Origin of the sequence: Streptomyces sp. cg35, from assembly GCF_050410835.1 — a bacterium.
Classification (GTDB): Bacteria; Actinomycetota; Actinomycetes; order Streptomycetales; family Streptomycetaceae; genus Streptomyces.
Genome location: NZ_CP191268.1, coordinates 6,780,100 through 6,800,088 on the forward strand (window position 1 = coordinate 6,780,100; position 19,989 = coordinate 6,800,088).

At 71.1% G+C, this 19,989-nt stretch carries 18 protein-coding genes; 6 read left to right on the forward strand and 12 right to left on the reverse strand.

All coding sequences use genetic code 11. The annotated features are described in order from the left end of the window. Window positions 1-10: 10 nt before the first annotated feature. The 3 genes from ACQUQD_RS30970 to ACQUQD_RS30980 form a co-directional block, all read right to left on the reverse strand. Entirely contained in the window at window positions 11-1,168 is a 1,158-nt protein-coding gene (locus ACQUQD_RS30970; RefSeq protein WP_428955453.1) for a hypothetical protein, read from the reverse strand. Between the two features lie 42 nt (window positions 1,169-1,210). Beyond that, window positions 1,211-1,459 carry a hypothetical protein gene (locus ACQUQD_RS30975; RefSeq protein ID WP_428955454.1) on the reverse strand — a complete coding sequence of 83 codons (249 nt, stop codon included), beginning with the start codon at window positions 1,457-1,459 and terminating at the stop codon, window positions 1,211-1,213. A gap of 165 nt (window positions 1,460-1,624) precedes the next feature. After that, window positions 1,625-2,389 (reverse strand): SDR family NAD(P)-dependent oxidoreductase, encoded by a 765-nt coding sequence (locus ACQUQD_RS30980; protein ID WP_428955455.1) that lies wholly within the window; start codon window positions 2,387-2,389, stop codon window positions 1,625-1,627. A 136-nt stretch (window positions 2,390-2,525) separates the two neighbouring features. Here ACQUQD_RS30980 and ACQUQD_RS30985 point away from each other — a divergent pair, with 136 nt between their 5' ends. Continuing rightward, window positions 2,526-3,989 carry an alkaline phosphatase PhoX gene (locus tag ACQUQD_RS30985; protein WP_428955456.1) on the forward strand — a complete coding sequence of 488 codons (1,464 nt, stop codon included), beginning with the start codon at window positions 2,526-2,528 and terminating at the stop codon, window positions 3,987-3,989. 9 nt (window positions 3,990-3,998) lie between these two features. Here the strand turns inward: ACQUQD_RS30985 and ACQUQD_RS30990 are convergent, their stop codons facing one another. Then, window positions 3,999-5,468, reverse strand: coding sequence for an amino acid permease (locus ACQUQD_RS30990; RefSeq protein WP_428955458.1), 1,470 nt, complete (start codon window positions 5,466-5,468; stop codon window positions 3,999-4,001). Between the two features lie 500 nt (window positions 5,469-5,968). On the opposite strand from ACQUQD_RS30990, the gene ACQUQD_RS30995 reads away from it, so the two are divergent. Continuing rightward, window positions 5,969-7,546 (forward strand): TROVE domain-containing protein, encoded by a 1,578-nt coding sequence (locus ACQUQD_RS30995; protein ID WP_428955459.1) that lies wholly within the window; start codon window positions 5,969-5,971, stop codon window positions 7,544-7,546. Between the two features lie 51 nt (window positions 7,547-7,597). Here ACQUQD_RS30995 and ACQUQD_RS31000 read toward each other — a convergent pair whose 3' ends face one another. Further along, window positions 7,598-9,058: an MFS transporter gene (locus tag ACQUQD_RS31000; RefSeq protein WP_428955460.1), complete on the reverse strand. Its 1,461-nt coding sequence runs from the start codon at window positions 9,056-9,058 to the stop codon at window positions 7,598-7,600. A 161-nt stretch (window positions 9,059-9,219) separates the two neighbouring features. On the opposite strand from ACQUQD_RS31000, the gene ACQUQD_RS31005 reads away from it, so the two are divergent. Beyond that, window positions 9,220-9,813 carry a TetR/AcrR family transcriptional regulator gene (locus ACQUQD_RS31005; RefSeq protein WP_428955461.1) on the forward strand — a complete coding sequence of 198 codons (594 nt, stop codon included), beginning with the start codon at window positions 9,220-9,222 and terminating at the stop codon, window positions 9,811-9,813. Between the two features lie 87 nt (window positions 9,814-9,900). Then, window positions 9,901-11,139: a TerD family protein gene (locus ACQUQD_RS31010; RefSeq protein ID WP_428957705.1), complete on the forward strand. Its 1,239-nt coding sequence runs from the start codon at window positions 9,901-9,903 to the stop codon at window positions 11,137-11,139. A 10-nt stretch (window positions 11,140-11,149) separates the two neighbouring features. Here ACQUQD_RS31010 and ACQUQD_RS31015 read toward each other — a convergent pair whose 3' ends face one another. From ACQUQD_RS31015 to ACQUQD_RS31045, 7 genes are all read right to left on the reverse strand, one after another. Further along, window positions 11,150-11,371: a hypothetical protein gene (locus ACQUQD_RS31015; protein ID WP_428955462.1), complete on the reverse strand. Its 222-nt coding sequence runs from the start codon at window positions 11,369-11,371 to the stop codon at window positions 11,150-11,152. Between the two features lie 42 nt (window positions 11,372-11,413). Continuing rightward, window positions 11,414-12,403, reverse strand: coding sequence for a zinc-dependent alcohol dehydrogenase family protein (locus tag ACQUQD_RS31020; RefSeq protein ID WP_428955463.1), 990 nt, complete (start codon window positions 12,401-12,403; stop codon window positions 11,414-11,416). Continuing rightward, the gene (locus ACQUQD_RS31025) at window positions 12,400-13,233 is read right to left on the reverse strand and encodes a carbohydrate ABC transporter permease (RefSeq protein ID WP_428955464.1); all 834 of its coding nucleotides are present in this window, start codon (window positions 13,231-13,233) and stop codon (window positions 12,400-12,402) included. Before ACQUQD_RS31025 ends, ACQUQD_RS31020 begins: the two co-directional genes overlap by 4 nt. Continuing rightward, window positions 13,233-14,171, reverse strand: a complete 939-nt coding sequence (locus ACQUQD_RS31030) for a carbohydrate ABC transporter permease (RefSeq protein ID WP_428955465.1) — start codon at window positions 14,169-14,171, stop codon at window positions 13,233-13,235. Before ACQUQD_RS31030 ends, ACQUQD_RS31025 begins: the two co-directional genes overlap by 1 nt. After that, complete coding sequence (locus ACQUQD_RS31035; protein WP_428955466.1) at window positions 14,168-15,538, reverse strand: ABC transporter substrate-binding protein; 1,371 nt, start codon at window positions 15,536-15,538, stop codon at window positions 14,168-14,170. The genes ACQUQD_RS31030 and ACQUQD_RS31035 overlap by 4 nt, the downstream gene beginning before the upstream one ends. A gap of 93 nt (window positions 15,539-15,631) precedes the next feature. Beyond that, window positions 15,632-16,393: a DeoR/GlpR family DNA-binding transcription regulator gene (locus ACQUQD_RS31040; RefSeq protein ID WP_428955467.1), complete on the reverse strand. Its 762-nt coding sequence runs from the start codon at window positions 16,391-16,393 to the stop codon at window positions 15,632-15,634. 271 nt (window positions 16,394-16,664) lie between these two features. Then, a complete protein-coding gene (locus ACQUQD_RS31045; RefSeq protein ID WP_428955468.1) occupies window positions 16,665-17,519 on the reverse strand; it encodes an NAD-dependent epimerase/dehydratase family protein in 855 nt (284 codons plus the stop codon). A gap of 243 nt (window positions 17,520-17,762) precedes the next feature. Here ACQUQD_RS31045 and ACQUQD_RS31050 point away from each other — a divergent pair, with 243 nt between their 5' ends. Together ACQUQD_RS31050 and ACQUQD_RS31055 are read left to right on the forward strand one after the other, a co-directional pair. Next, entirely contained in the window at window positions 17,763-18,716 is a 954-nt protein-coding gene (locus ACQUQD_RS31050) for a 5-dehydro-4-deoxyglucarate dehydratase (protein ID WP_428955469.1), read from the forward strand. Continuing rightward, the gene (locus tag ACQUQD_RS31055) at window positions 18,713-19,873 is read left to right on the forward strand and encodes a hypothetical protein (protein ID WP_428955470.1); all 1,161 of its coding nucleotides are present in this window, start codon (window positions 18,713-18,715) and stop codon (window positions 19,871-19,873) included. The genes ACQUQD_RS31050 and ACQUQD_RS31055 overlap by 4 nt, the downstream gene beginning before the upstream one ends. The last annotated feature ends 116 nt before the right edge of the window (window positions 19,874-19,989 follow it).

A 19,989-nucleotide genomic window follows, 5' to 3' on the forward strand; every position in this document is an offset into this window, starting at 1 on the left:
GATTCGTGGGTCAGGCGAGTCGCTCGGAGACCTCGACGCGCAGCAACGCGCGTACGTTCTCGATGTGGTTGACGACGGTGACCTGCGACGAACCGGCGAACAGCAGACCGACGGCCACGTTGTCGTGGGAGGTCACCAGGGACCCGGAGTCGCCGCCCGCCGACATGTTCGTGGTGATGACCTGGTCCTTGAACCGGGCCGTGCCGGCCGTGCCGTAGTTGACGTCGACCGTCGCGTCGACCGCCATGATCCGGCCGAAGGAGATGTTCGTCGTACGGCCCGTCTTCTTCACGAGATCGCCGACCGCGACGTTCGCCTTGCGGCGCCAGGCGCGCGGCGCGCCGCTGAAGTACTGCTCACGCGTGGCGTCCTGGAACGGGACCTCGCCGAGCGCGCAGTCGACCACGTTGTTCTGCTGGTCGAGCGGCGTCTGCGGGGCGAACTGGATGGTGATGAACCGGGACAGCGTCGCGATCCGGTCCGTGGGGTTCGTGCCGCCGTCGAACGTGCCGGGCTGCAGGATGACGCTGCCCAGCTGCGCCCGGTTGGAGTCGGCGAGCACGTGGTTGTTGGAGAGGATGTAGAACTTCGACGGAGTGCCGAGCCCGGGACCCGGCGGGTCCACCGTCGCGCCCGGCAGGAAGTCGTGGACCACGCTGCCGAGGGTGCCGGCGGTGACCGCGACGTTGCCGACCGAGAAGCCCGAGGGGCACGGCCGCATCCGGCGGATGAGCACCTGCGGCTCGAAGCTCGGGACCGCGCCGAGCTCCTCCAGCAGCGACTGGCCGTAGCCGCCGGACCGCTGGGCGCCGCCGCCGTCGGGCCCGTAGCCGACGCCTTCCTCGGTGCGGACGCCGGACGGCCTGGACTGCCGGCGCTGGGCGGAGATCTGGCCGACGGCCACGATGTCCGTGGGGGTGCCGTCGTCCATCTGACGTGGAATCACATCGCGCTCGGGCAGCAGTGATTCGGGCACCTTCTGGGTCACGAGGACGAGGACGGCCTCCTCGCCGGTGGGCTGTCCGTCGACCCATTTCACGCCGTGGCCGAAGCCGACCACATTGGCCAGCGGCGCCTCGCGCCGCAGGAAGTCACTGGTCGCCTGCTGGCGGGAACTGTCGCTGAGCTGACCGCCGGCGGGTCCTCGCATCAATTCGGGCTGGCTCACGCCAGACCACCTCTTCCCCTGACTGTGCGTGCAGGGGTTCCCTCACAACTCGTCGCCCTCGTTGCCGTGGGCCTGGACTTCGCCGATCGCGAGCACGCGCACCGGGACCCCGTCGAGCTCCTCGGGAACCACGTCTTCCGCGCCGAGCCGGTCGCGGGGCACCTTCCGGGTGACGAAGACGACGATCACGTCCGCACCCGAGTGCTCGTCCCTCCCGGTACCGACTCCGGTGACATTGGCCAGCTTCAGCAGCCGGCTCTCATGGAGGGTGCGTGCCTGCCGTGCGTCCACTCGGCTCGCCCCCCTAGGCGGGTGATGCGGTGTTGCAGGTAGGGCCTGTCTATTGCCGCACGGAGGGGTGGTCAAGGCGTTCCGCGTGAAATCTTCGGATTGCTTATGAGCTGCGCCTGTTGACCTTCTTTACGAAGATTCTTCCGATGTATCCGGAAAGCGCTGTCAGGTACGCAGGTAGGAGGCACCGTTGAGGTCCAGGACGGTTCCCGAGGCCCACTGCGCCCCGGGAGACGCCAGCCAGAGCACGGCCCCGGCGATCTCGTCCGCCGAGGCGACCCGGCCGAACGGGCTCTGGGCACGCACCTCGTCGGTCAGCCGGTGCGCCACCCGCTCCGTCTCGATGAACCCGGGCGCCACCGACGCCACCCCGATCCCGTGCGGCGCGAGCGCGACCGCGAGGGACTGCCCGAGCGCGTGCACGGCGGCCTTCGTCGCCCCGTACGCCGGATGGTCGGGCTCGCCCTTGAAGGCACCGCGCGACCCGACGTTGACGATCCGGCCGCCCGTGCCCTGCTCGATCATGCGGTGTGCGGCCAGATGACTCAGGTTCGACGTACCGAGCAGATTCACCGCGACATGCCGCTGCCACAGCTCCGACCACTGCGCGTACGACGTGGTCACGGGCGGGTGCGGCAGGTTCACGGCCGCGTTGTTCACGAGGACGTCGAGACCGCCGAGGCCCTCGACGGCCCGCTCGGCGATCGACGCCGCGCCCGCCGCGTCGGAGACGTCGCCGCCGACCAGCACATGCCCCTCGCCGTCCAGCGAGCCGAGCGTGGCCCGCGCCTCCTCCTCCCGGGAGGCGAAGTGCACGGCGACCCGGTCGCCGTTCGCCGCGAACGCCCGGGCCAGCGCGCGCCCGAGGCCCCGCGAGGCACCGCTCACGAGGACCCGGCGTCCGGACTGCGGCAGGTTCACGGAAGTCATGGAAGCGAGCCCCTCGACGTAGGACGGTGTTCAACCGCCGTTTATACGCGAGCGAGACCGTGTGGCCGAAACAGGGTCCGCGCTCCCTCCCCACCCGGCCCCGCCTCCCGTCCACCGTCAGCAGGAGACAGCCACCATGTCGCTCACTCGCAGGGACTTCGCCAGACGCTCCGCCGCCACCGGCGCGGGCGTGGCCCTGGCCGGATCGGTCGGCGCCCTCGCCACCGCGCCGGGCGCCCTCGCCGCCACGGACCACGGGCACGACCACCACGGCGACGACGACCACGGCCACGGCCACGGCCACGGGCACGACGGCGTCGGCTACGGCCCGCTGCTCGACGACCCGGAGGGCCTGCTCGCGCTGCCCGCCGGGTTCTCGTACAAGGTCATCACCTACAGCGGCCGGACCACGCTGGACTCGGGCGAGTTCACGCCGTCCAACCACGACGGCACCTCCACCTTCGAGGGCCCCCGCGGCACCACCCTCCTCGTCAACAACCACGAGCTGGCGGGCGCTCGCGCCCAGTGGCCCCACCCGGTGCCGCTCACCGAAGGCCTCGTCTACGACCCGATGGCGGCCGGCGGCTGCACCGTCGTCGAGGTACGCCGCGGCGGCGAGGTCGCCGAATGGGTCGGCATCGCCGGCACCGCCACCAACTGCGCGGGCGGCAACACCCCCTGGGGCACCTGGCTGACCTGCGAGGAGACCGAGGACAAGGCCGGCAAGAACGGCTTCACCAAGGACCACGGCTACGTCTTCGAGGTCGACCCCTACGACCGGCGCGCCAACCGCGCGCCCCAGCCGGTCAAGGCGTTCGGCCGCTACGCCCACGAGGCCGTCGTCATCGACCCCAAGCGCGGCCACGCCTTCCTCACCGAGGACGCCTCCGGGCCGAACGGCCTGCTCTACCGCTGGGTCCCGCCGCACGGCTTCAAGCACGGCCGCGGCAAGCTGCGCACCCTCGCCGCCGACGCGGGCGAGCTGCAGGCGTTCAAGTGCTTCGACTCCGGCGGCCGGTTCGTCGACGACCTGTCGCGCGCCACCAAGCTCGGCACGGTCTACGGCGTCGACTGGATCGACGTCCCGGACCGCGACGCCACGACGGTCTCCACGCGCAAGCAGTTCACGGACGGCGAGATCACCCGCGCCCGCAAGCTGGAGGGCATGTGGTGGGCGGACGGCGGCGCGTACATCGTCTCCTCGTTCGCGCGTGAGGAGAGCCCCGTCCAGCACGACGGGCAGGTCTGGTTCTACGACCCCAAGCGCCGCACCCTCACCCTGAAGGTGCTCCTCGGGGTGAACCCCGACCCGTCCGTCGACGGCGCCTTCGACGGCCCGGACAACATCACCGTCTCCCCGTACGGCGGCCTGGTCATCGCCGAGGACGGCGAGGGCGTCCAGCACCTGTTCGGCGCCACCGAGCGCGGCCGCACGTACCCGATCGCGCGCAACGAACTCAACATCGGCACCGAACAGGAGCCGGAGTACAGCGAGTTCACCGGCGTGACCTTCTCGCCCGATGGGCGCACCCTGTTCGCCAACATCCAGACACCCGGCATCATGCTCGCCATCACCGGGCCCTGGAAGCGGCAGCGCTGACCCGGAGGTTCAGCCCAGCGGGTCCACCGGCGGCGCCTCGCGCTCCGCGGCGATGCGGTGGACCCGCCGGCGCACCGCGAACCAGCCGACGACCAGGGCCAGCGCGATCGGGATCAGCAGCAGCACCGTGTCGCGGCCCGGCCCGTCGGTGTCGAACCACATCATCACGATCACCGCGAGCAGGAACGCGATGGTCGTCAGCTCGATCCACGGCGACGCCCACAGCCGGAACGCGGGCCGCTCCACGAGCCCCTGCTTCGCCCGGCGCACGAAGACCAGATGACAGACCATGATCATGGTCCAGGTGGAGATGACACCGAGCGAGGCGACGTTCGTGACGATCCCGAACGCGTCCTCGGGCAGCCACGCGTTCAGCGCGACCCCGAGCAGCGCCACCGTCGACGTCAGCAGGATCCCCGCGTACGGGACATGGCTGCGGCTCATCCGCGCCGTGAACGAGGGCGCCGAGCCCGCCATCGCCATCGAGCGCAGGATGCGGCCGGTCGTGTACAGGCCCGAGTTGAGGGACGACATCGCGGCGGTCAGCACGACCAGGTTCATGATGCCGCCCGCGGCGGGCACCCCGATCTTCGACAGGGCCGTCACGAACGGGCTCTGGCCGCCGGAGTACGCCGTCCACGGCAGCAGCAGCGTCAGCATCACGACCGACCCGACGTAGAAGATGCCCACCCGCCACATGATCGAGTTCACGGCCTTCGGCACGACCGTCGCCGGGTCCTCGGTCTCGCCCGCCGTCACACCGACCATCTCCACCGCGGAGTACGCGAAGATCACCGTCTGCGTGATGAGGACGACGGGCAGCACGCCCATCGGGAACCAGCCGCCGTTGTCGTTGATCAGCGACAGGCCCGCGGTGTGGCCGTCGACCGGCTCGCGCGAGACGAGGAAGTAGATGCCGATCAGCAGGAACACCACGATCGCGGCGACCTTGACGATGGCGAACCAGAACTCCATCTCGCCGAAGCTCTTCACCGAGATCAGGTTCACGGTGAGCACGATCGCCAGCGCGATCGCCGCGAGTACCCACTGCGGGACCGAGGTGAACATCGACCAGTAGTGGACGTACAGCGCGACCGCCGTGATGTCGGCCATCCCGGTCGTCGCCCAGTTCAGCACGTACATCCAGCCCGCCACGAACGCGCCCTGCTCGCCCAGGAACTCACGGGCGTAGCTCACGAAGGAGCCCGACGACGGGCGGTGCACGACGAGTTCGCCGAGCGCCCGCACGACGAAGAACGCGAACACCCCGCACACGGCGTACGCGATCGCCAGCGCGGGCCCGGCCTTCGCGAGATTGCCGCCCGCGCCGAGGAAGAGGCCCGTACCGATCGCGCCACCGATCGCGATCATGCTGATGTGACGTGGTTTCAGTGCCTTGCTGTATCCGAGGTCGCCCGCGTCGGCGACGCCCTCGGCCGTGGTGGGATCGTCCAGGTGTGAGTCTCTTTTCGGATGCACGCCGGGAACTCTCGCAAAATAAATGCTTGGCGTCGCAGATGCGCGCCGCCCTAGAGTCTTTCTCGTCCAGGTGCGACAGGCAGGACCTACTTCCGCTGATAACGGGGAGGCCGCGGGTTCGATTCCCGCCTCCGGTATTTCCGTGCCGGAGTAGCTCAGTGGCAGAGCACCATCTGTCGGTTCCGCCGCCCTCGATCTCTGGACGCAAGGATTCTTCGCACCTCCCGGTGCGCAGGCCACGGCTCCTTCTCTCGCAAAGAAACCGACGCCGTGACCACCTTGATCTCGGGAGGCGCGGCAGATGGTGCGTGCCCGGTGCGCAGACAACGGGTACTTCCTGGATCTGGGGGTTGCGGGTTCGAATCCCGTCGGCGGCCGCAAGGCCGCTGTAGCTCAAGGGCGAGAGCACCAGACTGTTTCCGTCGTCGACTTCCGACCTCGGGCACGCTCCATTCGCTGTGCCTCCCCTGTTCACACCTCATGAATTCGGGGGAATTCTCATGGCGCGTTACAACCGCAAGACCGCCAAGGCCGCTCTCCGCTCGGTCGTGCGCACCACCGGCCGCACCACGTGCACCCATCAGGGCGGAATCGGATTCGAGCGCGACGCGCGCTCCGAGCTCTTTCTGCTCGCCGTCGCCAACTTCGTTTCCCAGCAGACCTTTTACGAGGCCGGTGCCGACCGCGACGACCGCTTCGCGGCGCTGGTCCGGCAGCTCGCCGTGACCGACCCGGAGTGGACCGCGGGCCTGCTCGGCTGGCTGCGCGGCGACGGCAACATGCGCACCGCGTCCCTGGTGGGCGCCGCCGAGTACGTGCACGCACGCCTCGCCGCCGGTGCCACCGACGGACCGGCCAACCGGCAGGTCGTCGCGTCCGTGCTGCGCCGCCCCGACGAGCCCGGCGAGCTGCTCGGCTACTGGACACAGACGTACGGCCGCGCCGTCCCCAAGCCGGTCAAGCGGGGCATCGCCGACGCGGTGCGCCGCCTCTACCACGGCAAGGCGCTCCTGAAGTACGACACCGCGTCCAAGGGCTACCGGTTCGGCGACGTCCTGAACCTGGTGCACGCGGCGCCCGACCCGGCCAAGGCGTGGCAGGGCGACCTCTTCAAGTACGCCCTCGACCGCCGGCACCACCCGGACACGGCCGAGGCCCCCGCGTCCAGCGGCGTCCTCGTCGCGCACCGGGAGCTGATGGCCGTACCGGTCGCCGAGCGGCGCGCGGTGCTGCTCGCGCCCGACGGCGCGGAGCGACTGGCCGCCGCGGGCATGACGTGGGAGTCGCTGGCCGGCTGGCTGCAGGGCCCGATGGACAAGGCGGCCTGGGAGGCCGTGATCCCGTCCATGGGCGCGATGGCGCTGATCCGCAACCTCCGCAACTTCGACGGGGCGGGCGTCTCGGACGAGGTCGCGGCGCGCGTCGCCGCGAAGCTCTGCGACCCCGCCGAGGTGGCACGCTCGCGGCAGTTCCCGTTCCGCTACCTGGCCGCGTACCAGCACGCGCCGTCGCTGCGCTGGGCGTACGCGCTGGAGCAGGCGCTCGGCCACTCGCTGGCCAACGTGCCGTCCCTGGGCGGCCGTTCGCTGATCCTGGTGGACCGCTCCGGCTCCATGTGGGCCCCGCTGTCCGCGCGCTCGCAGCTCAACCGGGCGGACGCGGCCGCCGTGTTCGGCGCGGCGCTCGCGCTGCGGGCGGAGCGGGCCGACCTGGTGCAGTTCGGTACGGGCAGCACCGACGTGATGTACCGCAAGGGCGAGTCCGTCCTGAAGGTCCTGGAGCGCTTCGGCGACCTGGGCGGGACGAACACCGCCGAGGCGGTCCGGCGCCACTACCGCGGCCACGACCGGGTGCTGATCGTCACCGACGAGCAGGCGCACTACAGCCGGCACGGTGACCCGACCGGGCAGGTTCCGGCGCGGGTCCCGGTGTACACCTGGAACCTGGCCGGGTACCGGGCGGGCCACGCGCCCTCCGGCTCCGCGAACCGGCATGCGTTCGGCGGGCTCTCGGACGCGGCGTTCCGGATGGTGGCGCTGCTCGAGGCCGGGCGGGACGCGGACTGGCCCTGGGTCTGAAGGGGGTTGAGCGGCCGGGTGCCGCTCAACCCCCGCTGCGCGTCCGCTCGGTCAGCCGGGCTGCCGGGTGCGGACGGGGTGCGGTCGGTCGCGCCGGCGGGACCGCAGTGCGACCGTGATCACCAGCAGGGCCCCCGTCGCGATCAGGGCGCCCACCCCGAACGCCCTCGTCGCCCCGTGCACCAGGACCGCGTTCGCCGACCCGTGGGCGTGGCGCGTCGCCGTGCCGTACACCGTGACCAGCGCCGCGAGGCCCAGCGTGCCGCCCAGCCACTGGAACGTCTGGAGGAGGCCCGAGGCCGCGCCCGCCTCGCTCGGGGTGATGTCCTTCAGGATCGTCGCGTTCAAGGGCATGAAGCTCAGGCCGACGCCCGTGCCGAGCAGCAGCATCGGGCCGAGCAGCCCGGTCGCGAAACCGTCGCCGGTGCCGAGACGGCTCAGCCAGACGCCGGCCGCGATCATCAGCAGCGATCCGGTGATCAGAAGCGGCTTGGGGCCGAAGCGGGCGAGCAGACGCGGCGCGCACCGCACCGTCGCGAACACCGCCGCGGTCAGCGGCAGGAACGCGAATCCGGCCTGCAACGGGCTGTGGTCCAGGACCTGCTGGACGTAGAGCGTGAGGAAGTAGAAGGCGCCGAAGTTGCCGGCGGGAAGCAGCAGGATGATCGCGTAGGCGGCCGCGCGGTCACGGTCCCTGAAGAGGGTGAGCGGGGCGATGGGCTGCCGGGCGCGCGACTCGACCCAGAGAAAGCAGGCGAGCAGGGCCGCCGCCGAGAAGAAGCAGGTCAGGGCGAGGGTGTCGGTCCACGAGCTGTCCGAGACGCGGAGGAAGGCGTAGACGAGGAAGAACATCCCGGCCGTGCCGGTGACAGCACCCGTGGTGTCGAACCGGCCGCTGTGGCGCGGGGTTTCGCGGACCGCGCGCGGCACGGCGAGCGCGAGCGCCACACCGATCGGTACGTTGATCAGGAGCGACCAGCGCCAGGACGCGAGGTCGGTGAGCGCACCGCCGAGCACCAGACCGATGGAGGCGCCGATGCCGGCCATCGAGGAGTAGACGGCGAGCGCGCGGTGGCGGGACGGTCCGTCGGTGAAGTGCGTGGTGATCAGGGCGAGGGTGCTGGGGGCGATCAGAGCGGCGCCGACGCCCTGGACGGCGCGGGCGGTCAGCAGTAACACGCCGTCGGTGGCGAGGCCGCCGCACAGCGACGCGGCGGCGAAGACCAGGACGCCGCCGGTCAGGGTCCGGCGGCGGCCGAGGATGTCGCCCGCGCGGCCGGCCAGCAGGAGCAGTCCGCCGAAGGCGAGGGTGTAGGCGTTGAGGACCCAGGACAGGCCGGTGGGCGTGAAGCCGAGGGTGCGCTGGATGTCGGGGAGGGCGACGTTCACGACGGTGGAGTCCAGGCCCACCATCAGGTATGCGGTGACGATGAGGGTGAGGACCGCGCCGGGGCGCGTTACGGTGCCTTCCCCGAGGCTCGTGGATGTAGTGGCGGGCGGTGCGGAGGACATGCTCGACTCCCGTGCGGGGACGGTGGGTTGAGAGGCGCGCGGGCAGCCCGGACTGCCCGCGAGATGAAGCGGGGACTGTCTCCGTTTAGCTCCGGCTAACATACGGAGACAGTCCCCGGTTGTGCAAGGGGTTCCCGAAGGCGCCCCCGGAGGAGGCAGACATGGCCCAGGTGGGAGCGGCCGGGCGACCGGCGAAGCCGAAGCGCGCGGACGCGCGCCGCAACTACGAACGTCTCCTGGCGGAGGCCGCGGCGGCGTTCGCCGAGAAGGGGCCCCAGGCCTCGCTGGACGACATCGCCAAGCGGGCCGGCGTCGGATCGGGCACGCTCTACCGGCACTTCCCGACGCGCGAGTCCCTCATGGAGGCCGTGTACGTCGACAGCTTCGAGGCGCTGGCCGAGCGGGCGAAGGTGCTGAGTGCCGAGCTGCCGCCGGGGGAGGCGCTCTTCGCCTGGCTCGGCGAGCTCGGCGACCAGACCGTGCGGGTGAAGGCCCTCAAGTCGCTGCTCGGCGCGGTCGTCGCCGAGAGCGGGGCGCCGATCGTCATCCAGTGCGGCGAATGCCTCAAGACCGCGGCGGCCGAGCTCCTCGCGGCGGCGCAGGAGGCCGGCGCGGTGCGGGCCGACCTGACCCATCTGGAGATGCTGCGGCTCAATCACGCCGTCGTCGAGGCGGCGCAGCTGGCCGGGGGCGACCCGCGGGGCGTGGCCCGCTATCGGCGGCTCATGGTGGAAGGGCTGCGGGCGTCCGCGTAGAGGTGGGCCCGGGCAAGAGAACCGGAGAAAAGTCTTCGGTAAGGGAACGGTAAAGCGGACCCGCTCGTTACCCCTGGCATGACAGCTATGACCCCCGGCTCGAACATCCCGCTCACGGCGCAGCGCGTGGCGGTGGACGTCCAGGCCCCCGTGCGGCTCGACGTATCGGGCCTGCTGCTCACCGCCGACGGCAAGGTGCGCTCGGACGACGACTTCATCTTCTACAACCAGCCCGCGGGTCCCGGCGTGACGTACACGTCGGGCGGGGGCACGAGCCCGGACTCCATCACGGTGGACACCGCCGCCGTGCCGCCGGGCATCGAGAAGATCGTCGTCACGGCGAGCCCCGACGCCGCGGGCCAGACGTTCCAGGGCATCGAGCCCACCGCGACGATCCGCAACGCGGACGACGGCTCGGTCCTCGCCACGTTCACACCGCCGCAGCTCGGCACCGAGACGGCGCTGGTGGTCATGGAGGTCTACCTGCGCAACGGGGCGTGGAAGGCCCGCGCCGTCGGCCAGGGCTACGCCGACGGACTGGCCGGTATCGCCACGGACTTCGGCGTCTCCGTCGAGGAACCGGCCGCGCCCGCCGCCCCCGCGCCCGCCGCGGCCCCGGTCGCCCCGCCCGTGCCGCCCGCCGCGATGCCCGCGCCGACCACCCCGCCGGTCGACCCGCGCATCGCCCCGCCCCCGCCGCCCGCCGCCGCGCCGCCCGCCGCGCCCGCGGCCCCCGCCGCCGGCGCCGGGAAGATCAACCTCGACAAGGGCCGCGTCTCCCTCCAGAAGAACCAGACGGTGTCCCTGGTCAAGGGCGGCCAGCCGCTGCTCAGCCAGGTCAAGATGGGGCTCGGCTGGGAGCCCGCGTTCCGCGGCAAGGACATCGACCTGGACGCGTCGGTCATCGCGTACGGGCCGCAGCGCAACCACGTGGACAGCTGCTACTTCGGCAAGCTGTCGATCGTGAACGGCGCGATCAAGCACTCCGGCGACAACCTCACGGGCGAGGGCGCCGGTGACGACGAGGTGATCGTCGTCGACCTCGGCCGTCTCCCGCAGGAGGTCACCGGCCTGGTCTTCACGGTGAACTCGTTCTCGGGCCAGAAGTTCACCGAGGTCGCCAAGGCGTACTGCCGGCTGCTCGACGCGGCGACCGGCGAGGAGCTGGTCCGCTTCGACCTGACGAGCGCGGAGCCGCAGACCGGCGTGATGATGGCGAAGCTCATCCGGCAGTTCTCCGGCGAGTGGGAGATGACGGCGATGGGCGACTTCGTGAAGTCGCGCACCGTGCGCGGGATGGTGAAGCCCGCGGCCCAGGCGCTCTGAGCCCGGTCCGTCAGCGCTGGTTGCGCGGGTGGGAGCGGGCCCGGCGCTCGTTGCCCCGGCGGTAGTTGCCCGTCCAGCGGGCCATCACCAGCTGGGCGTCCCCTGACGTCACCTCGGTCAGGAACCGGGCCGCCCGCGCACCGCGCAGCACCGTCGCGTCACGTCCCGCGTGCGTGATCGTGACGCTGCCGTCGGCGCGCTCCGTATAGCTGAATCCCTGAGGTCTCGGCACGGTCGGGAGAATAGGCCCGACCGTGCCGGAGCCGATACCGCATTACGGGACGACGACGATCTTCCGGCCCACTCCGGACGCGAACTGCTCCAGTGCCCGCGGGTAGGAGTCGAGCGGCAGCCGGTCGCTGATGAAGACGTCGGGGTCGAGGACGCCGCCCGCGAACAGCTCCGCGGCCCGCTCGTAGCTGTGCAGCACCGCCATCGACCCGGTGATGGTGATCTCCTGGTTGTAGATGCGGTACGGGTCGATCGTCACGCGCGTCGCGTAGTCCGCGACGCCGAACTGCAGGAACGTGCCCGCCTTGGCGACCCGGTCGAGGCCGTCCTGGATCGCCGCCGCGTTGCCCGTCGCGTCGATCACCACGTCCCAGCCCTCGGGCCGGTCGAGTTCGTCGGGACCGGCCGCGGACGCCGAGACGCCGAGGCGCTGAGCCGTCGCGAGGCGGTCCGGGTTGAGGTCGACGACGTCGACGCTCGCCGCACCGGTCCGCTTGGCCAGCTCCAGCATCATCAGGCCCATCGTCCCGGAGCCGTAGATCAGCACGTGGGAGCCGAGCCGGGACCGCAGGACGTCGTAGCCGCGGACCGCGCAGGACAGCGGTTCGATGAGGGCCGCGTCCTGGGTGCGGACGTGCTCGGGCAGGCGGACGCAGTTGGCGACGGGGGCCAGCGCGTACTGGGCCGCGCCGCCCGCCGTCGTGACGCCGATCGCCGCCCAGCGCTCGCACAGATTGCCCCGCCCGGCCCGGCAGAACCGGCACTCGTGACAGTGCAGGGAGGGGTCGACGGCGACCCGGTCGCCGACCCGCACCTCCGTGACGTCGCGGCCGATCTCGGCCACCGTGCCCGCGAACTCGTGGCCCGGCACCACCGGCAGCGTCGGCGCGAACTCGCCCTGCAGGATGTGCAGATCCGTGCCGCACAGACCGCACGCGGCGACCTCCACGACCACGTCCCGGGGTCCTGGCGTGGGGTCCGGCACCTCGCCGACGACGACCTTGCCCACCGATTCGACGATCGCGGCCTTCATTTCACAGCTCCCAACGACAGGCCCTGGACCAACTTGTCCTGGGCGGCGAACCCCGCCGCGAGCACCGGCAGGGAGATCACGAGCGACGCGGCGCACACCTTGGCCAGGAACAGGCCCTGGCTGGTGATGAAGCCGGTCAGGAAGACGGGCGCGGTCTGGGCGACGACGCCCGTGAGCACCCGCGCGAAGAGGAGTTCGTTCCAGCTGAAGATGAAGCAGATCAGCGCCGTCGCGGCGATGCCCGGGAGGGCGATCGGCGCGACCACCCGGGTCAGCACCGTCGGCAGTCTCGCCCCGTCGATCTGGGCGGCCTCGATGACCGCGACCGGTACCTCCGCGAGGAACGACTGCATCATCCACACCGCGATCGGCAGGTTCATCGAGGTGTAGAGGATGACGAGCAGCCAGATGTTGTCGAGGAAGTCCGTGTTCTTCGCGAAGAGGTAGATCGGCAGCAGGCCCGCGACGACGGGCAGCATCTTGGTGGAGAGGAAGAAGAAGAGGACGTCCGTCCATTTCTTCACCGGGCGGATCGACAGCGCGTAGGCCGCCGGGAGGGCGAGCAGCAGGACGCAGAGCGTCGAGGCCAGTGAGGCCACCGTCGAGTTGATGAGCGCCGGCCAGGGGCTCGCGCCGCCGCCCGCGCCGAAGAAGTCGCGGTAGCCGTCGAGGGTGAGCGAGGCCGCGAAGGACGGCGGGTTGGTCGCCGCGTCCTCCTCCGAGTGGAAGGACGTCAGCGCCAGCCACGCGATGGGCAGGAAGAAGACGATTCCGGCCAGCCAGGCGACGAGGCCGAGTCCCTTGCTCCTGAAGAACGTCGAGAGCGTCATCAGCGCGCCCCCTCCTCTCGGAACAGCGACGACACGACGCGCAGCGCGAAGGTCGCGATGATGATCGAACCGATGACGACCAGCACGCCCGCGGCCGAGGCGAGGCCGTTCTCGTGGGCCTGGTAGAAGCTCTGGTAGACGGTGTACGGCAGGTTGGCGGTGCCGAGGCCCCCGGAGGTCAGGGTGAAGACCGCGTCGAAGTTCTGCACGATGTAGATCGAGCCGAGCAGAGCGCCGAGTTCGAGGTAGCGGCGCAGATGCGGCAGCGTCAGATGGCGGAAGACCTGCCAGGCGCTCGCGCCGTCCATCCGGGCCGCCTCGATGAGTTCGGGGGAGCGCGACTGCAGGCCCGCGAGCAGGATCAGCATCATGAACGGGGTCCACTGCCAGATCAGCGACACCTCGACCGCGATCAGCGGGGTGTTGGAGATCCAGTCGGGCTGCGGGCCGCCGACGTAGTGCAGCAGGCCGTTGAGCAGCCCGTACTCGGGGTTGTACAGGACGTGCTTCCACAGCAGGGCAGCCGCCACCGGCACGAGCAGGAACGGCGCGATCAGCAGCGTACGGACCAGGCCGCGGCCCCGGAACCTCCGGTCCAGGAGCAGGGCGAGCCCGAGCCCGACGACCAGGCTCACCACGACCACGGTCACGGTCAGGACGATCGTCGTCAGGACGGACTTGCGCAGATCGGGGTCGGTGAGGACCTCCGAGTAGTTCCCGAATCCGGTGAAGTGCCGGGCGTCCGGGTACAGCGCGTTCCAGTCGAAGAACGAGATCACCAGCGTGGCCACGAACGGCAGCTGGGTCACGATGATCATGAAGACCAGCGCGGGCAGCAGGGGCGCCCGTGTGGCCCAGGCGCGCAGCCGCCGGGGCGGGCGCCGGGTGACGGGTGCGTGGGTGCGGGCCGCGGAGGCCGAAGGGGCGGTCGTCGTCATCGGCCCTCGTACTCCTTCGCGATCTCGGAGGCGAGTTTCTGGGACGCGGCCAGGGCGGAGTCGACGGACTGACGGCCGGCGATCGCCGCGCTGATCTCCCGGGAGACCTTGGTGCCGAGGTCGGTGAACTCGGGGATGCCGACGAACTGGATGCCGGGCGCGGGCCGTTTCTGCACGCCCGGATCACGCGGCCGGGCGCCCTCGATGGCGGCGCGCGTCACGTCCACGAAGGCGCTCGCCTCGTCGCGGTACTGCGCGTTCTCGTACGTCGAACTGCGCTTGCCCGCCGGGACGTCGGACCAGCCGACCTTCTCGCCGACGAGCTTCTCGTACTCCTTGCCCGACGCCCACGAGATGAACTTCCAGGCCTTGTCGGGGTTGGCGGACGCCTTCTGCAGGCCCCACGCCCAGGTGTAGAGCCAGCCGCTGTTCTCCGTCTTCTCGACCGGCGCGGGCGCATAGCCGATCTTGCCCTTGACCGGGGAGTTCTTGGACTCCAGGGAGCCGGCGGCGGACGTCGCGTCGTACCACATGGCGGTCTTGCCCTGGGTGAGGTTGTTGAGGCACTCGGCGAAGCCGGACTGGGCGGCGCCCGACTCGCCGTGCTTGCGGACCAGGTCCACGTAGAAGCGCGTCGCGTCCTTGAAGCCCTGGTCGTCGAGGCGCGCCTTCCAGTCCTTGTCGAACCAGGTGCCGCCGAAGGTGTTCACGACGGTCGTCAGCGGCGCCATCAGCTCGCCCCAGCCGGGCAGCCCGCGCAGACAGATGCCCTTCATCCCGGACTCGGCGCCGTCGGCCTTCGCCGCGAGGTCCGCGACCTGCTGCCAGGTCGGGTGCGCGGGCATCTTCAGGCCCTTCTTCGCGAAGACGTCCTTGCGGTACATGAGGAACGACGACTCGCCGTAGAACGGCTCCCCGTACAGCCTGCCGTCGTCGCCGGTGAGCGACTCGCGCATCGGTTCGAGGATGTCCTGCTGGTCGAAGCCGGGGTCCTTCTTCACGTACGGGCCCAGTTCGTGCAGCCAGCCGTTGCGGGCGTAGATCGGTATCTCGTAGTTGCTGAGGGTCGCGACGTCGTACTGGCCCGCCTGGTTGGCGAAGTCCTGGCTGATCTTGTCGCGGACGTCGTTCTCCGGCAGGACCGTGAAGTTGACCTTGATGCCGGTCTCGCGCGTGAAGTAGCGGGCGGTCAGCTTCTGCAACTCGGTCATCTGCGGGTTGTTCACCATCAATACGTTGATGGAGTCGCCGCCTCCGAGCCCGCCGGCGCCGGCCCAGCAGCCGGACAGGAGGGGGGTGAGCAGCGTCCCTGCGGCGGCCGTCGCGAGCAGGGCGCCCGGTGGCCTCCGTCGGCTCTGGGTTCGCATGGATGCTCCTGAGTGGGGATGTATCGGGATGAAACGGCACGTCCCGGGGTGTGCGGAACCGGCGGACGTGCCGGGGGAGTCGACGGGGCGAGGTCAGACGCGGATGACCTGCGGGCCCATCAGGGAGTAGCGGTGTGCCTCGGACGCGGGCAGCTGACTGCCCGTGACGATCGCCTCCAGGGCGCCCACCGGCGCGAACCGGCAGAAGCTGACCGCGCCGAACTTGGTGTGCACGCCCGCGAAGACCGTGCGCCGCGCCGCCCGGATGGCCTGCGCCTTGACCTCGCTGACCGCCGGGTCGGGGGTGGTCAGACCGTGGTCGCGGGAGATGCCGTTGGCGCCGATGTAGGCGAGGTCGATGACGAAGCCGGCGAGCATCTTCGTCGTCCAGTGGTCGACGGTGGCCAGGGTGCCGGGGCGCACCCGGCCGCCGAGCAGCAGGACGCTGGTGTTCTCGGCCTCGGCGAGCGCCCCCGCGGTGGCCAGGGAGGCGGTGACCACGGTCAGCGGGCGGTCCCGCGGCAGCGCCTCGGCGATCAGCTGCGGGGTGAACCCCTCGTCGACGAAGACCGTCTCGGCGTCCCCGAGCAGATCCGCGGCGGCCGAGGCGATCCGCCGCTTCTCCGGCACGTGCATCGTCGTACGGAACGCGAGCGTCGTCTCGAACCCGGCGCTCTCCACCGGATACGCCCCGCCGTGCGTGCGCCGGACCAGGCCGTGGTCCTCCAGGGCGCGCAGATCCCGGCGGACCGTCTCCTTGGCGACGCCCAGCTCGGCCGCGAGCTCCGTGACGTCGACGGAGCCGGTGCGGCGTGCCGCGCGCACGATCTCCCGCTGACGTTCCTCCGCGCTCATGCCGAACCCGCCTCCCTGGAAGAGCCCCGTTGCCCGTTCGGGCCCGGCGCGGCCCGTACCGGAAGTTCTACCGGGGCCGCTCGGCGGTGACCAGGTCTGTTGCGGGCCCGATGATGCCCGTTCGCGCCCGTTCACCCGGGGTGATGTCCGCCGCGGACCTGCGGGGGAGCGGGGGTGTCTGTGCGTTCGGGCGGGACGGATGCCCGGTCAAGACGGCGGGCGGGCCCGTTCGGTGCCCGCCCGCCGTGAAGGATGTCCGGTCCGGATGCGCTCAGTACGGCCAGATCGGCGGGTCGCTGATGAAGCGGCCGCCCATGTAGAGGTGGGCCGGGTTCTCGTCGGTCAGGGGGCCGAACTCGGCGAGGAGCTTGTCCGCGTACTCCTCCGAGTCGTCCTGCGGCTCGTAGCCGAGGGCCCGGGCGCTCGACAGGTCCCACCACAGGCGGGTGTTGGCGGAGGAGCCGTAGACGACGGTGTGCCCGACGTTCTCGGCGGTCAGCGCCGCGTGGAAGAGGCGGGCGCCGTCCGCCGGGCTCATCCACACCGACATCATGCGGACGTCGGTCGGCTCCTTGAAGCACGACCCGATGCGCACCGACACCGTCTCCTGGCCGAACTTGTCCCAGTAGAACTGTGCGAGGTCCTCGCCGAACGACTTCGACAGGCCGTAGTACGTGTCGGGGCGCCGCAGGGTCTCGACGGGGACCACGGGAGCGCCGTCCTCGGTGCGCGGGCGCGGGGTGAAACCGATGGCGTGGTTGGACGAGGCGAAGACGACGCGCGGGGCGACCCCGTCCGCCCGGCTCTCGCCCTCCGCGCGCACCGCCTCGTAGAGGTGGTAGGTGCCCTTGATGTTCGACTCGAGGATCTTGTCGAAGGTCGACTCCAGGGAGATCCCGGCCAGATGCAGCACGCCGTCGACACCGCGCACGGCCTCGCGCAGCGCGTCGCTGTCGTTCAGGTCGGCGACGATCGCGTCCGGCGCGTCCGCGATCGGGCGCACGTCGAGCAGCCGCAGGTCGTAGCCGTGCTGTGGCAGCAGCTCCCGCATCAGGGTGCCGAGTCCGCCGGCGGCACCGGTGAGCAGGATCGTGCGGGACCGGGGCGGGCTGGACGGCACTGACATGCGCGTGATCTCCGTATGTATGAGCGACATTCACATTCGTGGACACGCTAAGGAGGCGGGTCGCGCTCCGTCAAGGGTCGCACGGGGGTCACGCGGGCGCGCGCGATCCTCGGCCGAAGGGAGAAGTTCCGCTCGTCCCGGGCGAGTTCGGGCGCTTGACCGTCCCCTTTGGGGCGGCTTACGGTGAGCGCGTTCAGAGATATAGACGCGGATCAGAAACGTGCACATGTTCAGGGAGAGCCCGTGACGACGCCACCTTTTGGCCCCCTCGCCGCTCGACTCAGCATCCCCAGTGGGCCGCTGTTCTTCCCCGTCACCGCGTACGGACCCGACGGCGCCGTCGACCTCGACACCTACCGCACCCATGTGCGGCACGGCGTCGAGGCCGGGGCCGCCGCCGTGTTCGCCTGCTGCGGCACGGGTGAGTTCCACGCGCTCGCCCCCGAGGAGTTCGAGGCCTGTGTCGCGGCCGCCGTCGAAGCGACGGAGGGCCGGGTGCCCGTCGTCGCCGGCGCCGGATACGGCACCGCGCTCGCCGTCCACTACGCGCGCCTGGCCGAACGGGCGGGCGCCGACGCCCTGTTGGCGATGCCGCCCTATCTCGTGATCGCGGGGCAGGAGGGCCTGCTGCGGCACTACACCCAGCTGGCCGAGGCCACCTCCCTCGACATCATCGTCTACCAGCGCGACAACGCGGTCTTCACTCCGCGCACCGTCGTCGGGCTCGCCCGCCACCCCAAGGTCCTCGGCCTCAAGGACGGCCTCGGCGACCTCGACCTGATGCAGCGCATCGTCAGCGCGGTCCGCGCCGAGGCCCCCGGGGAGTTCCTCTACTTCAACGGGCTGCCGACCGCCGAACTCACCGCTCTCGCCTACCGCGGCATCGGCGTCACCCTCTACTCGTCCGCCGTCTTCTGCTTCGCGCCCGACATCGCGCAGGCCTTCCACGCGGCACTGAACACGGGCGACGACGCGACGGTGAACAAGCTGCTCGACGGCTTCTACCGGCCGCTCGTCGAACTGCGCAATCAGGGCCGGGGCTACGCGGTGTCCCTGGTGAAGGCCGGGGTACGGTTGCGCGGGCTCGACGTCGGCGAGGTACGGCCGCCGCTCCAGGAGCCGACCGAGGAACACGTCAAGCAACTGGCCGAACTCGTCGAGCAGGGACGGGCGTTGCTGGAAGGAGCCGGCGAGTGAAGGTCTCCACGTTCGTCTACCCCTGGGACGTCAACGGCGACCCGGACGCCGCCCGCCGCATCGCCGGCCTCGGTGTCCGACAGGTCACCCTCGCCGCCGCCTACCACTCCACCCGCGCCCTCACCCCGCGCCACCCGCGCCACCGCATCGTCACCGCCGAACACGCCTCCGTGCTCTATCCGATCGACGAACAGCATTGGAAAGGCGGGGAGTTGCGTCCCTACGCGGCCGGGGACTGGGCCCCGGGCGACGCGTACGGGGAGGCGGCCGCGGCCCTCGCCGACGCCGGGCTCGACGTCCACACCTGGGTCGTCCTCGCCCACAACTCCCGGATGGGCGCCGACCATCCGCACACCTCCGTCGTCAACGCCTACGGCGACCGCTACCCCTGGGCTCCCTGCATCGCCCAGCCCGCCACCCGCGCCTACCTCGTCGCCCTCGCCGCCGAGGCCGCCACCCGGCCCGGCGCCCGCGGCACCGAACTGGAGTCGCTCGGCTGGTACGGCCTCGCCCATCTGCACGCCCACGACAAGACGGCCGGCGTCGGGCTCGGCGAGGCCGGGCAGTACCTGATGTCGCTCTGCTTCTGCCCGGACTGCCGCGCGGGCTACGCGGAACACGGCCTGGACGCCGAGGAGTTGACCCGGTCGGTCCGGGCCGCCCTGGAACCCGTGTGGCGGGGCGAGGGCGCCGACGACGGCTGGCCGACGGTCGAGAAGCTGCTCGGCGCCGAGACCGCCGGCGCGACGCGGGCGTACCGCGACGCCACGGCCCGCAGCCTCCAGGAGGCGGCCGTCGCGGCGGTGCGGGAAGCCGCCCCGGACGACTTCCAGGTGCTGCTGCACGCCGACCCGGTCTCGTACCACTGCGGTGCCAACGCCGGGACCGACCCCGCGCACATCCTGTCCGTCGCCGACGGCGTCGTCGTGCCCTGCACCGGCGGGGCCGGACTCGTCGGACCGTTCGCCGCGCAGGGCAAGGGCGTCGTCGCGGCGAACCTCACCGTCGTACGGGGCATGGGCGGCAGCCCGGACACGCTGGCCGCCGACGCGCGGGCCGCACGTGACCTGGGCGCCACCGAACTGCGGCTCTACCACGCGGGGCTCGCCTCGGACGCGGACCTGGCGGCGGTCGGTGAGGCGCTCACGGAGCTCTGACACGACGCACCTGTGAGCGCCGATGGGTGCTGATGAATACCGATGCGCGCCGATGAGTTCCGGGCGGCGGGCCGGTCCTACCGGTGGAGGACTTCACACTCACCGGAGGGGTCACC

What these genes read in the sequence shown, in the direction of transcription:
- ACQUQD_RS31045 (WP_428955468.1), bottom strand. Translation starts at nt 17,519, where the DNA reads ATGTCAGTGCCGTCCAGCCCGCCCCGGTCCCGCACGATCCTGCTCACC.
- ACQUQD_RS30980 (WP_428955455.1), bottom strand. Translation starts at nt 2,389, where the DNA reads ATGACTTCCGTGAACCTGCCGCAGTCCGGACGCCGGGTCCTCGTGAGC.
- ACQUQD_RS31010 (WP_428957705.1), top strand. Translation starts at nt 9,901, where the DNA reads ATGACCCCCGGCTCGAACATCCCGCTCACGGCGCAGCGCGTGGCGGTG.
- ACQUQD_RS31030 (WP_428955465.1), bottom strand. Translation starts at nt 14,171, where the DNA reads ATGACGACGACCGCCCCTTCGGCCTCCGCGGCCCGCACCCACGCACCC.
- ACQUQD_RS31005 (WP_428955461.1), top strand. Translation starts at nt 9,220, where the DNA reads ATGGCCCAGGTGGGAGCGGCCGGGCGACCGGCGAAGCCGAAGCGCGCG.
- ACQUQD_RS30995 (WP_428955459.1), top strand. Translation starts at nt 5,969, where the DNA reads ATGGCGCGTTACAACCGCAAGACCGCCAAGGCCGCTCTCCGCTCGGTC.
- ACQUQD_RS31035 (WP_428955466.1), bottom strand. Translation starts at nt 15,538, where the DNA reads ATGCGAACCCAGAGCCGACGGAGGCCACCGGGCGCCCTGCTCGCGACG.
- ACQUQD_RS31040 (WP_428955467.1), bottom strand. Translation starts at nt 16,393, where the DNA reads ATGAGCGCGGAGGAACGTCAGCGGGAGATCGTGCGCGCGGCACGCCGC.
- ACQUQD_RS31020 (WP_428955463.1), bottom strand. Translation starts at nt 12,403, where the DNA reads ATGAAGGCCGCGATCGTCGAATCGGTGGGCAAGGTCGTCGTCGGCGAG.
- ACQUQD_RS31000 (WP_428955460.1), bottom strand. Translation starts at nt 9,058, where the DNA reads ATGTCCTCCGCACCGCCCGCCACTACATCCACGAGCCTCGGGGAAGGC.
- ACQUQD_RS31025 (WP_428955464.1), bottom strand. Translation starts at nt 13,233, where the DNA reads ATGACGCTCTCGACGTTCTTCAGGAGCAAGGGACTCGGCCTCGTCGCC.
- ACQUQD_RS30985 (WP_428955456.1), top strand. Translation starts at nt 2,526, where the DNA reads ATGTCGCTCACTCGCAGGGACTTCGCCAGACGCTCCGCCGCCACCGGC.